The sequence below is a fragment of the Calothrix sp. 336/3 genome, from assembly GCF_000734895.2.
Taxonomy (GTDB): Bacteria; Cyanobacteriota; Cyanobacteriia; order Cyanobacteriales; family Nostocaceae; genus 336-3.
This window is the reverse complement of sequence record NZ_CP011382.1, coordinates 2,776,953-2,791,611: the sequence shown is the minus strand read 5'-3', so window position 1 is coordinate 2,791,611 and position 14,659 is coordinate 2,776,953. Positions and strand designations below refer to the sequence as shown.

At 43.4% G+C, this 14,659-nt stretch carries 14 protein-coding genes; 7 read left to right on the top strand and 7 right to left on the bottom strand.

Annotated elements, in window-relative coordinates:
• Nucleotides 1-116: 116 nt before the first annotated feature.
• Nucleotides 117-1,613, bottom strand: coding sequence for an amidophosphoribosyltransferase (purF, locus tag IJ00_RS11790; RefSeq protein WP_035153282.1), 1,497 nt, complete (start codon nt 1,611-1,613; stop codon nt 117-119).
• 243 nt (nt 1,614-1,856) lie between these two features.
• Nucleotides 1,857-4,202: a phosphoribosylformylglycinamidine synthase subunit PurL gene (gene purL / locus IJ00_RS11785; RefSeq protein ID WP_035153280.1), complete on the bottom strand. Its 2,346-nt coding sequence runs from the start codon at nt 4,200-4,202 to the stop codon at nt 1,857-1,859.
• Nucleotides 4,203-4,267: 65 nt separating this feature from the next.
• On the opposite strand from purL, the gene IJ00_RS29935 reads away from it, so the two are divergent.
• A complete protein-coding gene (locus tag IJ00_RS29935; RefSeq protein WP_256388862.1) occupies nt 4,268-4,402 on the top strand; it encodes a hypothetical protein in 135 nt (44 codons plus the stop codon).
• A gap of 504 nt (nt 4,403-4,906) precedes the next feature.
• Here IJ00_RS29935 and IJ00_RS11780 read toward each other — a convergent pair.
• Nucleotides 4,907-5,392: an allophycocyanin subunit alpha-B gene (locus IJ00_RS11780; RefSeq protein ID WP_035153277.1), complete on the bottom strand. Its 486-nt coding sequence runs from the start codon at nt 5,390-5,392 to the stop codon at nt 4,907-4,909.
• Between the two features lie 180 nt (nt 5,393-5,572).
• Between IJ00_RS11780 and rlmD the strand changes: the two genes are divergently transcribed.
• Together rlmD and IJ00_RS11770 are read left to right on the top strand one after the other, a co-directional pair.
• Complete coding sequence (gene rlmD / locus IJ00_RS11775; protein WP_035153275.1) at nt 5,573-6,943, top strand: 23S rRNA (uracil(1939)-C(5))-methyltransferase RlmD; 1,371 nt, start codon at nt 5,573-5,575, stop codon at nt 6,941-6,943.
• A 618-nt stretch (nt 6,944-7,561) separates the two neighbouring features.
• Nucleotides 7,562-8,011, top strand: a complete 450-nt coding sequence (locus tag IJ00_RS11770) for an anti-sigma regulatory factor (RefSeq protein ID WP_035153272.1) — start codon at nt 7,562-7,564, stop codon at nt 8,009-8,011.
• A 53-nt stretch (nt 8,012-8,064) separates the two neighbouring features.
• On the opposite strand, the gene IJ00_RS11765 is transcribed toward IJ00_RS11770, so the two are convergent.
• Nucleotides 8,065-8,343 carry a DUF6439 family protein gene (locus IJ00_RS11765; RefSeq protein ID WP_035158925.1) on the bottom strand — a complete coding sequence of 93 codons (279 nt, stop codon included), beginning with the start codon at nt 8,341-8,343 and terminating at the stop codon, nt 8,065-8,067.
• Nucleotides 8,344-8,387: 44 nt separating this feature from the next.
• Between IJ00_RS11765 and IJ00_RS11760 the strand changes: the two genes are divergently transcribed.
• Both IJ00_RS11760 and asnS read left to right on the top strand, forming a co-directional pair.
• Nucleotides 8,388-8,756, top strand: a complete 369-nt coding sequence (locus IJ00_RS11760) for a hypothetical protein (RefSeq protein ID WP_035153269.1) — start codon at nt 8,388-8,390, stop codon at nt 8,754-8,756.
• Nucleotides 8,757-8,839: 83 nt separating this feature from the next.
• Entirely contained in the window at nt 8,840-10,231 is a 1,392-nt protein-coding gene (gene asnS, locus IJ00_RS11755; protein WP_035158922.1) for an asparagine--tRNA ligase, read from the top strand.
• A gap of 290 nt (nt 10,232-10,521) precedes the next feature.
• Here the strand turns inward: asnS and IJ00_RS11750 are convergent, their stop codons facing one another.
• The 3 genes from IJ00_RS11750 to IJ00_RS28975 all read right to left on the bottom strand — a co-directional run bounded on the left by IJ00_RS11750 (nt 10,522) and on the right by IJ00_RS28975 (nt 12,014).
• Entirely contained in the window at nt 10,522-11,199 is a 678-nt protein-coding gene (locus tag IJ00_RS11750; RefSeq protein WP_035153267.1) for a response regulator transcription factor, read from the bottom strand.
• A gap of 320 nt (nt 11,200-11,519) precedes the next feature.
• Nucleotides 11,520-11,663 carry a hypothetical protein gene (locus tag IJ00_RS28980; protein ID WP_168163466.1) on the bottom strand — a complete coding sequence of 48 codons (144 nt, stop codon included), beginning with the start codon at nt 11,661-11,663 and terminating at the stop codon, nt 11,520-11,522.
• Between the two features lie 192 nt (nt 11,664-11,855).
• Nucleotides 11,856-12,014, bottom strand: a complete 159-nt coding sequence (locus IJ00_RS28975) for a hypothetical protein (protein ID WP_168163465.1) — start codon at nt 12,012-12,014, stop codon at nt 11,856-11,858.
• Between the two features lie 476 nt (nt 12,015-12,490).
• Between IJ00_RS28975 and groES the strand changes: the two genes are divergently transcribed.
• Nucleotides 12,491-12,802 (top strand): co-chaperone GroES, encoded by a 312-nt coding sequence (gene groES / locus IJ00_RS11745; RefSeq protein WP_035153266.1) that lies wholly within the window; start codon nt 12,491-12,493, stop codon nt 12,800-12,802.
• A gap of 153 nt (nt 12,803-12,955) precedes the next feature.
• Nucleotides 12,956-14,593 (top strand): chaperonin GroEL, encoded by a 1,638-nt coding sequence (gene groL / locus IJ00_RS11740; protein ID WP_035153264.1) that lies wholly within the window; start codon nt 12,956-12,958, stop codon nt 14,591-14,593.
• Nucleotides 14,594-14,659 lie beyond the last annotated feature (66 nt).

The following is a 14,659-nucleotide window of genomic DNA, read 5'->3' as shown; positions in this document are numbered from 1 at the left end:
CGTTCATCTCATCGAACCAAATTGATTGATAACATCAAGTTACTTGCTGCTACGCTCCTATAATACAATGCCCGTAATTGCCTGACTGTCGGTTCCATATCTTCCCCAACAACCAATTACCGCACAGCTTTTTCTAAGATTAACTTAGAACGTTTCACCTGTTCGGGAATGGGTATAGGATAATCACCATTGAAGCAAGCAGAACAGAAGTGACTCGTATCTTCCTGGGTAGCAATTAACATTCCTTCCCAACTCAAATAGGCTAGACTATCTACTCCTAGCTGTTCAGCGATTTCCGCGACAGATTTAGTCGCAGCAATTAGTTGGTCTTGGGTGTCTGTATCTATACCATAAAAACAGGGATGAGTCACAGGGGGGGAAGATATCCGCATATGCACTTCCCTTGCTCCTGCATCTCGGAGAGTTTTTACCAGTTTGCGGCTGGTGGTTCCTCGAACGATAGAATCATCAACAATGACAACTCGTTTTCCTGCCAGTACATCCTTGAGAGGATTTAATTTCATCCGCAATCCCGCTTCCCGCATCGATTGGGTGGGTTGGATGAAAGTACGTCCCACGTAGCGATTTTTAATTAACCCTTCACCAAAGGGAATACCAGAAATTTGAGAAAAACCAATCGCCGCAGGAATTCCGGAATCCGGTACACCAAACACAATATCCGCTTCGACAGCCGATTCTTCTGCCAATTTTCGTCCTAAGCGCATCCGATAGCTGTATAATGTTTCGTTGTGCATGATGCTATCAGGACGAGCAAAATATATCATCTCAAAAATGCAAAGTTTCTTCTGAGGTTCTTTGCTCCAATGGTAGGAAGCTAATCCCGCTTCTGTAATCCAAACTAGTTCCCCTGGTTCTACATCCCGTAGATATTCTGCACCAATAATATCTAATCCACAGGTTTCCGAAGCCAGAACATAACGCATCGGATTTTCCCCTAAAGTCCCAATAACTAAGGGACGTACACCATGAGCATCACGGGTTCCCATAATTCCCTGGGGTGTGCCAATCACCAAGCTAAAAGCTCCTTGACAACGGTGGAAAGCTTGAATAGCTCCCTCTAGCCAGTCTAAACCGGAATTCACCGCTTCGGCGATCGCAAAGGCAATCATCTCCGAATCTGTGGTTGTAACTAAGTTACAGTTCGTTTCTAGCAATTCCTGGCGCAGTTGCACGGTATTGACTAAATTTCCATTATGTGCTAGAGCAACTTTTCCCAGACGAGAATCAACGACAGCAGGTTGGGCATTAACTTTGCGGCTCGAACCAGTGGTAGAGTAACGGGTGTGACCAACACCAATATTACCGGGTAATTCTTGGAGAATATTTTCATTAAAGACCTGGGATACTAGTCCCATATCTTTGTGTAGGTGGACTTGTTCACCATCAAAAGTGGCAATACCAGCCGATTCTTGACCTCGGTGTTGCAGGGCAAATAATCCAAAATAGGTCAGTTTGGCGATATCCTCTCCGGGTGCATAGATACCGAAAACACCGCAAGCTTCTTCTGGCTTGTCTGGACGGTTTTCCAGATTATTGCTATAGTCATCAGTCTGGGCGTAGTCATCCGAGGCAGTGGGATGATGGGGAATCATGCTAGATATGCTCCTGGTCTGGGTGTCAAGTCACTCGATTGGGGATTTTGCCTTGGGACTAAGCCAAAATCCAGTAAAACCTGAAAATATTCACTTCATCGATAGTTGCATGAAGATTAAATAAATCTTAACTATCCATTAACACAGTACCGTAAATCATGGGTGTGATAACAGGTATAAGCAAAAAGGAAGACAGTGATAAGCATTTTCAAACTCTCTTACTACTTTCTAACTTCATCTGTTTTACATTTTGAGTCGTCTGGCAATGGCATGGTTAAAGTTGGCGATCGCATCATCAATCCTAACGTTGATTAAGGTTTGATTATCAGTAGTTAAAACCCCTAAATAACTGGCGGGAGTTCCTACCTTACCAAGTTTTTGCCAATGAGAATTTAAATTTTCCCTTAAGTATGATTCCCAGATGTGTTGATTTGCTAACGCGACAGAAACAATAATTCTCGCTCCCCCTTCGCCAAATAGAACTTCATCCCAACGTACGGCAGAATTTGCAGAAACATTGAGGATAACTTCCGCACCAAGATTGGCAGCAATAGAACATTCAGCCAAAGCAACAACTAAACCACCCTCCCCACAATCGTGAGCAGAAGCTATCCATCCTTGGCGAATTCCTTCCCGACAAGCTGCTTGTACCTGTCTTTCCAACTCAAAATCTACCCGTGGGGGTTTACCCGCAACAATTTGATGAACACTGGCTAAATATTCCGAACCTCCCAGGGTAATATCACCAGAGTTTCCCCCCAAGAGATAAATAATATCCCCTTCCCCTTGCCAAGCTTGTCCACAAACCCGATTTAAATCCGGGATTAAACCCACCATCCCCACAACAGGGGTAGGATAAATCGGTTGGGGATTACCTTGGGAATCAACAGTCTCGTTATATAGGGAAACATTACCACCTGTCACAGGGGTAGACAATTCCCTACACCCCTCTGCCAAACCCTGACAAGCGGACGCTAATTGCCAGTAACCGATGGGTTTTTCCGGACTACCAAAATTGAGGTTATCTGTGACTGCTAGGGGTTCTGCGCCCACACAGGATAAATTACGGGCAGCTTCTGCAACCACTGCCTTAGCTCCTTCGTAGGGGTCAAGGTAGACATAGCGAGAATTACAATCAACGGTGGCAGCAACACCAACTGAAGGGTTAGGAGTAGGAGAATTATCCGATGCTGCTAGGGGACGTAAACGCAGCACCGCCGCATCGGCACCTCCTGGCAAGATTACAGTATTATTCTGCACTTGCTGGTCATACTGACGATATACCCAACGTTTAGAAGCGATGGTGGGTATATCTAGGAGGGTTAGGAGTACATCATTCCAAGATTTTTGCTGTCCATGGAGACTAATTCCCTCCAGGGTGGCAGGGGGGAGACTATCTGCTGTCCATTCCCAGGCTGTACGCGCGTATTCTGGGGGTTCGGGGAGGATTTCCCGTTCGTAGAGGGGAGTGTTTTCTGCTAGAGCATCGGCAGGAATTTCTGCTGCTATTTTGCCTCGGAATAAAATTCTCACGATAGGTTGAGCAATTACCGTACCTGCAACCACTGCTTGCAGTCCCCAACGGTGGAAGATATCTATGAGTTCCTGCTCCCGTCCTTTTTGGGCTACAAATAGCATTCTTTCCTGGGATTCTGAGAGCAAGTATTCGTAGGGAACCATTTCCAATTCCCGCACAGGTACTTTATCTAAATCAAATTCAATTCCCACACCACCTTTGGCTGCCATTTCCGAGGTGGAACAGGTAATTCCTGCGGCTCCCATATCCTGGGCTGCTACGACTGCTCCAGTTTTAAATGCTTCTAAACAAGCTTCAATCAGGGATTTTTCCAGGAAGGGATCACCAACCTGCACTGCTGGGCGATCGTCCATGGATGCATCGGTAAGTTCTGCACTGGCAAAACTTGCACCCCCCATCCCATCTCTTCCGGTGGTAGAACCAACATAAAGTACGGGATTGCCAATACCCGCAGCACCAGATTTGACAATTTCCGGTGTTTCCATTAATCCTAGTGCCATGACGTTAACTAGGGGGTTTCCAGAATAGGCAGGGTCAAAATAGACTTCTCCCCCTACCGTAGGGACTCCAACACAATTACCGTAATGGCTGATACCTGCCACTACTCCTTGGAACAGCCTTTGAGTCTTGGAATCCTCTAGAGAACCGAAGCGGAGGGAGTTGAGTACGGCAATGGGACGCGCACCCATAGTAAAAATATCTCTCAGTATCCCGCCCACACCAGTGGCTGCACCTTGAAATGGTTCGATCGCCGAGGGGTGATTATGGGATTCAATTTTGAAGGCAAGATGTAATCCTGCTCCTAAGTCTACAACACCCGCATTTTCACCAGGACCAACCAGAATACGTTGCCCTTGGGTAGGAAATTGTTTTAAGAGTGGGCGAGAATTTTTGTAACAGCAATGTTCTGACCACATCACCCCAAACATTCCTAGTTCTGCTTTGTTGGGATGACGACCTAAACGACGGACTATTTCGTCATATTCTGCGGGTTTGATACCTTCTTGTGCAATTTCTTTGGGAGAAAAAGGAGAATTGGAGGAGGCAACCATGGGGATAATGCACCAAAGGGACAGAGGATTATTTTATCGATTTCTGACCCATTCTCGAAAGACTCATGGTTGGGAAGACAGGAAAATATGAAGTTTGGACAATGATTGCCACCCAAGTTTCACGAAATCTACAAGGCGATCGCCCAGCAATTACAGTAACTTTGCAGAGGGGGCGATCGCTAACTATCAGAGAATTATGACAATACTTGCCTATTTGTGACGAACATCACCAGAATGTATGACAAAGATCCTAGATTTACTCTTTGCATACAGGGAGAATACGTATAACTGAACTCTAGCCGAGTCATTAATAGGGAACACACTAAGCGCCGACAAACTTCTTTTTGAGGGATGTCGGTTTTTTGTATGCAAAAAAAGCAACAGAGGCAAGACTTATACCAATTCGCAATGCTCCCTGCAGGAGAGCTAACGCAATTAAAAAATCTAGATTTAGCAATGGTTCCGTAGATTCCATCTTTAGCCTAATTTTAGAGAATTGGTCTTAGGGAAAAGTATTTTGTCCCAATTACCCAAAACAAAATTTCCCCACAACTTGCTAGCAACCTGACAGAATAACAGCCATGGCAACTTACAAGTGTGGGGACATCAAGTAAAGGCAAATTATGATAAATTGCAAGTGCTAATTTAGTTACACTTGTTTCATTTAGAGGAAAATACGCTCAATCAGCAGCAAATACTTGCAACTAGGACATCGCTTGGATGATGTAGTCAAAGTATGGTTCTGCTGCGGGGGAATCTTCCGCACTCAATAGCTCAGTGGATGCTCTCTTCAAGCAACCGATAGCTTCTACCATCCCCGGTACGGGAACACCCAAAGAGTTATACATTTCACGAACGCCAATAATACCAATTGTTTCAATCGGTTCTTTATCACCCGCAAGAATTCCGTAGGTAATCAGACGTAAATACCATCCGAAATCACGAACGCATAAAGCACGTTGACGCTCTCCATAAGCATTACCCCCAGGAGAGATAAAGTCAGGACGTTTCTGCCAAAGTTGCTTGGTAGCTTCCTGAACTATCTTTTTTTCATTTTCTGAGAGAGTGGAGGCAATGCGTACCCGTTGTTCACCGGTTTGCAAAAACTCTTTGATACTTTTAAGTTCGCCACTGCTGGGGTAACGCAGTTCGTCGTCGGCTTTGAGAATAACTTGGCTTACTACAGTCATGATTTATGTAATCACGAAAATTATTATTAGCTAGTTTAACGAGTCTGAGGCACACAAGTGAAGAGATAATCAGTGATATGTATTGATTTGATACGTTTATCTGGTTTCCCTGGGCGACTTTGGGATACCTGGAAATGAAATTTACCCTGATAATCCCCCATTCCTGATTCCCCACTCCCTATGACTAATTGGCAACAAGGTGAACTAATTGAATTAACGATCGCCGATTTAAGTGACACTGGTGATGGTGTCGGTAGGTGGGAGGAACGGGTGGTTTTTGTCCCTGATACCGTACCTGGCGATCGCGCTCTTGTTCGGTTGTTGCACGTCAAACCTACCTTTGCCCACGCTAAATTGCAAGAGATATTGCAACCATCTTCCCATCGCATCCGCCCTAGCTGCATCGTGGCTGATAAATGTGGGGGTTGTCAGTGGCAACACCTGGATTATGCCTATCAATTACAAGCTAAACACAATCAGGTTGTGCAAGCTTTAGAACGTATCGGTGGTTTTACGAATATCACCGTGGATCCAGTTTTAGCAGCATCCGCTCCCCTGGGTTATCGCAACAAAGCCACCTACCCCGTAGGTATGTCTCGTACCGGACAGGTACAAACTGGTTATTACCAAAAAGGTAGCCATCTTTTAATTAATTTAAACCAATGCCCGGTACAAGATGAACGTTTAAATTCTTTTTTGAGAGAAATTAAGCAAGATATTCAAAAACACAATTGGCAGATTTACAACGAGGAACTTCATACAGGAAATATTCGTCATCTAGGTTTACGCATCGGTAGGCGCACAGGGGAAATCTTATTAACTTTGGTGGTCAAAAATTGGCATCTGCCAGAGATTGAGAAGCAAGCACAATTATGGTTGAAACGTTACCCGCAATTAGTCGGAGTCGCTCTCAATTGTAATCCAGCACGTACTAATGCCATTTTTGGGCAAGAAACACGCTGTATTGCTGGCGCTGCTTACTTGCGGGAAGAATTTGCTGGGCTAGAATTGCAAATTCGACCAGACACTTTTTTTCAGGTTTCCACAGAGACTGCGGAAGCTTTATTAGAGGTAATTCAATCGGAATTAAACCTTCAGGGTCATGAGATGTTACTTGATGCTTATTGTGGGATCGGTACTCTTTCCCTACCCTTAGCGAGGTTTGTCAAGCAGGTTATTGGTTTAGAATTACAGGATGAATCTGTGCAGCAGGCAACTTTAAATGCGGCTAATAACCGTATTCACAATGCAACTTTTATAACTGGCAGGGTAGAAGAATTACTGCCCAATCTAGATTGTAAACCAGATATAGTGTTGCTTGATCCCCCCCGTAAAGGCTGCGATCGCCAAGTGCTAGAAACTCTCTTAGAGACTAAACCTCAGCAGATTGTATATGTGAGTTGTAAGGCTGCTACTCTGGCTCGTGACTTGAAAATTCTTTGCCAAGATAATGTATATAATATCACTAGAGTTCAACCCGGTGATTTTTTCCCTCAAACAGCCCATGTGGAAACTGCTGTATTTTTGCGGCGATCGCTATCACATCAGTAAAGTCAGCAAAAAAAACGTCGTTATTAAACCTCTTTCACCCGGAACAGAGAACTGAGCTATTAGTCAAGACTAGTTACAAGAATTGATTTTTGCCAGATACAAAGGTAAAGAGTTATGTAATCAGGTTATTTCTATGGTTTTGCACCTGACTATATTTTTTTCACTAGACTTATACTAGCAATCAACCCTTCAGGACTTACTACCCATTTACTCCATGAAACAAAATAAAAAATTGTAGTCTAGTGCATAGTCAAAATGCTAAACTTGAATTAAGCTAAATATATAATTCTTTTTGTGTAAAGAAATTAAAGTTGCATAGGCTGTAAAAAATATGAATTCAGATAGCTAAACAATTACAACCAGGAAAAAAGTCAGTAGTTCCAAACTACTTGAAATCTCGCAGAACTTCCAGAAGGTTGTTCATTTCCAGAGCTTTGATAACTGGGTGATATTGCTAGCAATCACAATGAATATTTCAGTCCATGCTCCCTAGCGTTTTCAAAATTTAGTTCTTAAGACGCAAGTTTCCAAGGCAACACGACCACCTCTCAAAATATCAGGGTGCCTGTGACAGCCAACTGATGTCTAGCTAACTCTGAAAGCTACGGGGTTTCTCTTGTGATTACCATTTCACTTCGTCCGGTTGGACGTAATTGGGGTACAATCAGCTTCGCCTCGACACTTTATCTCTGCCCAATCTTAGACTTACTGTTGGCAGAGATTCCCGCCAAAATGCAAGCTGAACTCCGCCTAGGACTTCAAGAAGCCCTGGTAAATGCAGCCAAGCATGGCAATAATTTAGATCCTAGTAAAACTGTTGTTGTACGTTTCTCTTTGATAGATAACCAGTATTGGTGGGTAATATCGGATCAGGGGAGTGGATTTCATCCTACCTGTAATTGTGATACTGACCCCACAGAGTTTCTACCACCAGACGAATCAGAAAATGGTCGTGGGATGTCAATTTTGCATCAAATTTTTGACCAAGTTGAATGGAATCGGAAGGGAACAGAACTCAGGCTATGTAAGCAGTTGGAAAACCGTTCTCGATTATCCTTGAAAAGGTAAGTTTAGGGGAAGAGTAACTCCAAAATTTCTCTTCCTCTAAAATTTTATAGTGTCTACTTACTGCCGTGACTTGGGCAAGGTGGAGCAGAGACAGAACGATCCAGCCAACCCGTAGCCATTTCTAAGCGAGATAGGGCTTCCTGGGGTTGCTCCTTGAGTAGAAAAACCAAAGCCGCAGCAGTTTGCTCACTAGCTCTGGCTTGACGATTTGATTTGAGGCGATGCCAATCCTCAGGAGTGATAGTCAGTCTTGCCATTAAAGCTTGAGCCAATTCTAAAGTACTTAATTCATTGAGTTGACTGTTTTGAGGTAGCTGTGTAAATTGAGACATAATCATTGCCACCAGTTGCATTTACTCTTACTGTACTACGTTAAATGGAGCAGCCTCAAACACCTCAAGAACCTTTGGATGAGGAATATCAAGAAGGAGACTTTGCCCAGGAATTAGCAGAAGTAGAGCGATCGCTACTTGCTTTAAGGGAGCGCTACGCACAAGTACAGAGCGATCGCGCTCAACAAGAAGAATTACAGCAGTATTACCAACACATCAAACACAGCAAAGCTCCTCCAGCAGAAATCCGAGATGAACTGCGACAAATCAAACAACAACTAGAAGTTCTCGAAGTCAGTCTTGAGAGTCAATTATTCTCCTGGGGCAGCATCAAAGAACCTTTCTGGCAAGCCATACGTTTTGGTGGATTGGGCGTTATCATAGGCTGGATATTAAAGTCTTGTGCGGGATAACAGGTTGATAGTTAACACTGATAGCTGATAACTATTGACGAATACCTGGAAATCATCCCCAATTACTTTTCATGGATAATCCTATGGTAAATCGACGAATTGCAGAAATATTACGTAGCGGACAAGCAGAGGAAGTCATCAAAATTCAAGGTTGGGTGAGAACCAAACGAGAATCCAAAGGATTTTCTTTTATCGAAGTCAATGATGGTTCCTCCCTAGCCAGCTTACAAGTGATCATCAATCAAGACGTTCCTGACTACGAAGCTAGCTTAAAAAAAATTAATACAGGCGCATCAGTAGAAGTCAGCGGTGTTATAGTTCCTTCCCTTGGCAAAGGGCAACGTATCGAATTAAAAGCTCAGACAGTTCAAGTCTACGGCGAAGCCGACCCAGAAACCTACCCCCTCCAGAAAAAACGCCACTCCTTTGAATTTCTCCGTACCATCGGACATTTACGTAGTCGCACCAACTCCTTTGGAGCAGTATTTCGAGTTCGTAACGCTTGTGCCACAGCAGTACACCAATTTTTCCAAGAACGGGGTTTTATGTGGGTACATACCCCCATTATCACCGCTAGCGATTGTGAAGGGGCTGGAGAACTATTTAGCGTCACCAGCTTGAATTTAAAAGATATTCCCCGCACACCAGAGAATAATATCGATTACAGCCAAGACTTTTTTGCTAAACCCACCTACCTCACCGTCAGTGGACAGTTAGAAGCTGAAGTTATGGCAATGGCATTCAGTAACGTTTATACTTTTGGTCCAACATTTCGCGCAGAAAATTCTAATACTTCCCGTCACCTTGCAGAATTTTGGATGATTGAGCCAGAAATGGCATTTTGTGATTTACAGGGAGATATGGACTTAGCTGAGGCATTTCTCAAACATATTTTTAAATATGTGTTGGAAAAATGTCCCGAAGATATGGAGTTTTTTAATCAGCGTATAGATAATACAGTTTTGTCAACCGCAGAAAATATTATTCACAATCAATTTGAGCGCATCACCTACACAGAAGCCATCAAATTGCTAGAAACAGCTGATGTCCAGTTTGAATATCCTGTAAGTTGGGGCTTAGATTTACAATCGGAACATGAACGCTATTTATCAGAGCAATTATTTAAAAAGCCCACCATTGTCACCGATTACCCCGCCAAAATCAAAGCTTTTTATATGCGTTTAAACGAAGATGAGCAAACTGTGGCAGCAATGGATATTCTCGCGCCGAAAATTGGAGAAATTATCGGTGGTTCCCAACGGGAAGAACGTTTAGACGTGTTGGAAAGACGGGTAATTGCCCAGGGAATGCAGCCACAAGATTTATACTGGTATCTTGATTTGCGACGTTTTGGTACTGTTCCCCATGCTGGCTTTGGTCTGGGGTTTGAAAGATTAGTACAATTTATGACCGGGATGGGAAATATTCGAGATGTGATTCCATTTCCTAGAACACCCCAAAGTGCAGAATTTTAGCTGAGATTAGCGATCTCACTTTTCACAAAGGACTTGGCACTATCGTCCTAGTCTCTTACCCTCAAACATAAACTCAAGCCCGGTAGCATCAGACTTGAGTTTATGAGTTTTTTCTATTACTGATTGACTAAAGATTCACACAGAGAAATATTTGCGCCAATAACTAGCCAAAGGCGCAAAAGTGTGATATCTAAGCATTCTCATCAGGATTAGACCAATTGATTTTTGACTTTAGATTCCAAATTGCGGATAACCAATCTAAAATCTAAAATCTAAAATCTCAATTGGGTTTATGCCATTTGATTTTCGATCGCCCACCGTGCTAATTCAGTACGGTTGTGGAGATTGGTTTTTCCTAGCATATTAGAAACATGGCTTTCTACGGTGCGCTGACTGACATTAAGTTCTTCAGCGATTTCCCGGTTAGCCAAGCCACGAGCGACGAATTGTACAACCTTGAGTTCGGTGGGGGTGAGTTGTACATCGAAGGGGACTTGGATACGGGAACCGTTTTCGCCACCTTTGGCTTGGTGTTCTTTCCAGCGAATGGTTTGCTTCAGGGATGATTCTACCTGTGCTACCAATTCTTCTGGTTCAAAGGGCTTAACCATATAGACATCAGCACCTTTATTCAAACCCTTCACGCGGTCGGCGCTTTGTCCCTTAGCTGACAGGAAAAGGACGGGAATCCAACTGGTGCGCTCAGTTTGTCTGACTTGTTCGACAAACGTGTACCCATCCATTTCTGGCATCATCACATCGCAAATGATCATGTCTGGAATATCCTGCTCCAAAATTTCCAGAGCTTCCCGACCATTTTCGGCGGTGACAACCTCGTATCCCCGAAATTCTAAGTAATCCTTGACCAGCAAGATGAGGTTAGGGTCATCATCAATGAGTAGAAGTCGTTTGTAATCTTTCATGCTGGGTTCTTTCATAGCAGTGGCACTTGTCGCGCTTAGTTCCATCAAGGTTTTGAACTGTGTTTCCTTTCTGGTGAACGATTGAGAAGTTGTGCTTTTTCCTACTTAACTTGACCTTGTTTAGTTAATATCTCAAAGAGAAAAATACTTTTTGAGAAAGTAATTTATCCATGGCAAAAGTCCAGTAAGGATACGTAGAGCAGTAGTATTTATAATGCGTTATTATATATCGCTTTGAAAGGTGCGGGTTAAAATCTTTGATTAAATAATATTCCTTGAGATTAACTAGTAAGTGTTGGCAAAAGATGCTCCTGGATAACATTTAACCCGCACTTCCATATTTTTACCGCCATACATCATCCTATTTAGGGTTCAGCCTCGATTAATTGTTCACAAGTAAGTTGGGCGGATTTTGGCTGGATGGAGGAGAAACGCATACTCTTCCACCGTTGGGTGACAATTTTCCACCTAGGCGATCGCCAATCAAAATTCTTGAACGATGCGCTCAATTACTTTTAACGATTGCCTGAGGGTACCAAGGTCAATTCAGGTAAACAATCAGGATCGATCCAAAGGAACAAATTCGCAAGAATTTCCTTGGTTCTAAGGACGCAACTGGGAGAGTTGATTCGCGGCTGGTCAAGGTTTAATTCTTTGAGCCGCTTGTTTAAGTATTCCCATGACTCCAGACTAGCTTGTTTTTAGGCGCATTTAAGTATTATCTGATCCGTACCGAGAAAAATATGGCGACGAATTTGGGCAAAACCTAAATTTTCTACGCACTGAGAGCTTGCTTGTCTGGATCCAGAATGCTCTAAACTGATTTGCAGATTTGCCTGGATCTCTGTATTGTCACCCATTGCGAGACTCCCTGATTACAGTTCTATATCAATTTCCACCCTTTGCAAATAATCTTGACCATATATCAAGATTCTTGACCTTATCAAAAGCAACTAAATAGGTAAAATTTTTAAGTATTTGTACTTAATTTTTCTTCAAATTAGCAGCGAGGTGAGTCAGAAATAGGAATTTATATAGACTGTTCCAGAAGTCCGAAAAGAATCCGAAGTGTTCTCAATCCTCAATGTTTAACCCTTATGGATTCCCAATTATCAGCCTAAATCAATAATTTTCTGTGGTTCTCTATGGATAATTACCTATTACCTAATTTTCAAATATCCTCAAAATCGTCAAAATCTTGCTCTGTAAGCTTCTGATGCTATTTTATTGCTTATAGTTCGGGAACCCGTACAAGAAAAATGATTGCCAGGATGTACCACGCTTCGCTAAATTAGCACTCAGGAGTTGAGAGTGCTAACAAGGCACGATATTTTGTATGGCAGCAGTATCTCTAAGCGTATCTACAGTTAAACCTTTAGGCGATCGCGTTTTCGTTAAAGTCAGCGCATCGGAAGAAAAGACCGCAGGTGGTCTGTATTTGCCCGACACAGCTAAGGAAAAACCTCAAGTAGGTGAAGTTGTAGCTGTGGGTGATGGCAAAGTTAAAGATGATGGTTCTCGTCAAAGCTTGGATGTGAAAGTCGGCGATAAAGTCCTGTACTCTAAGTACGCTGGCACCGACGTGAAGTTGGGAACTGATGAGTATGTATTACTTTCTGAGAAAGATATTTTGGCAATTGTCAACTAATTAGCTAATGGACAAGGGAAAATCGGAAGTCGGCAAGATGAGATGAAGAAGATGTGATCACAACTTTGAGTTCTCAATCCCCAGTTCCTGGTTCCCAGTTCCCAAAATTTCATCAAAATTACTAATTAACAGTTAGCAGAATCGTCGAAAATTATGGCAAAGCGAATTATTTACAACGAAAATGCCCGTCGCGCTCTAGAGCGTGGTATGGATATCCTGGCTGAAGCAGTTGCTGTCACCCTAGGTCCTAAGGGTCGTAACGTGGTTCTAGAGAAGAAATTTGGCGCACCTCAAATCGTGAATGATGGTGTGACCATTGCGAAGGAAATCGAATTAGAAGACCACGTTGAGAATACTGGTGTAGCTTTAATTCGTCAAGCTGCTTCCAAAACTAACGACGCTGCGGGTGATGGTACCACCACCGCGACTGTTTTGGCTCACGCTGTAGTTAAAGAAGGACTACGTAACGTGGCTGCTGGTGCTAACGCTATTCTGTTGAAGCGTGGTATTGACAAAGCTACTGGTTTCTTGGTTGAGAAAATCGCATCCCATGCGCGTCAAGTAGAAGATTCCAAGGCGATCGCTCAAGTTGGTGCCATCTCTGCTGGTAACGATGATGAAGTGGGAGCAATGATTGCCCAAGCTATGGAAAAAGTGGGCAAAGAAGGTGTAATTTCCTTGGAAGAAGGTAAGTCTATGACTACCGAATTGGAAATTACCGAAGGTATGCGCTTCGACAAGGGTTATATCTCCCCCTACTTCGCTACTGACACAGAGCGGATGGAAGCGATTTTTGATGAGCCTTACATTCTTTTAACTGATAAGAAAATTGCTCTGGTTCAAGATTTAGTACCCATTCTGGAGCAAGTTGCTCGTTCTGGTCGTCCTTTGATTATTTTGGCTGAGGACATCGAGAAAGAAGCGTTAGCTACCCTAGTTGTTAACCGTTTACGTGGCGTATTGAACGTTGCTGCGGTTAAAGCTCCTGGATTTGGCGATCGCCGCAAAGCGATGTTGGAAGATATTGCTGTTCTTACCGGTGGTCAACTAATTACCGAAGATGCTGGTTTAAAGCTTGACAACACCAAGCTCGATATGCTAGGTAAAGCCCGCCGTATTACCATCACCAAAGACAACACCACCATTGTTGCTGAAGGTAACGACCAAGCGGTGAAAGCACGTTGCGAACAAATTCGCCGTCAAATGGACGAAACCGAATCTTCCTACGATAAGGAAAAACTCCAAGAGCGTTTGGCTAAATTGTCCGGTGGTGTAGCAGTCGTGAAAGTTGGTGCTGCTACCGAAACTGAAATGAAAGACAAGAAACTGCGCTTGGAAGACGCAATCAACGCGACAAAAGCTGCTGTGGAAGAAGGTATTGTTCCCGGTGGTGGTACAACCTTAGCTCACCTCGCTCCTGAGTTGGAAACCTGGGCAAATGCTAACCTGTCTGGTGAAGAGTTGATTGGTGCGTTAATCGTTGCTCGTGCATTACCTGCTCCTCTGAAGAGAATTGCAGAAAATGCAGGTCAAAACGGTGCAGTTATCGCTGAACGTGTCAAAGAGAAAGAGTTTAACGTTGGTTACAACGCTGCTAACAACGAATTTGTTGATATGTTCGCTGCTGGTATCGTTGATCCCGCGAAGGTAACTCGTTCCGCACTCCAAAACGCTGCTTCCATCGCTGGTATGGTGTTAACAACTGAGTGTATCGTTGTTGACAAGCCAGAGCCTAAGGATAATGCTCCTGCTGGCGCTGGTGCTGGTATGGGTGGAGACTTTGACTACTAATACTCATTAACCCCCTATTGTATAAACGGCTGCTTCCTGCGGGGAGTAGCTGTTTTTTTATGAGTT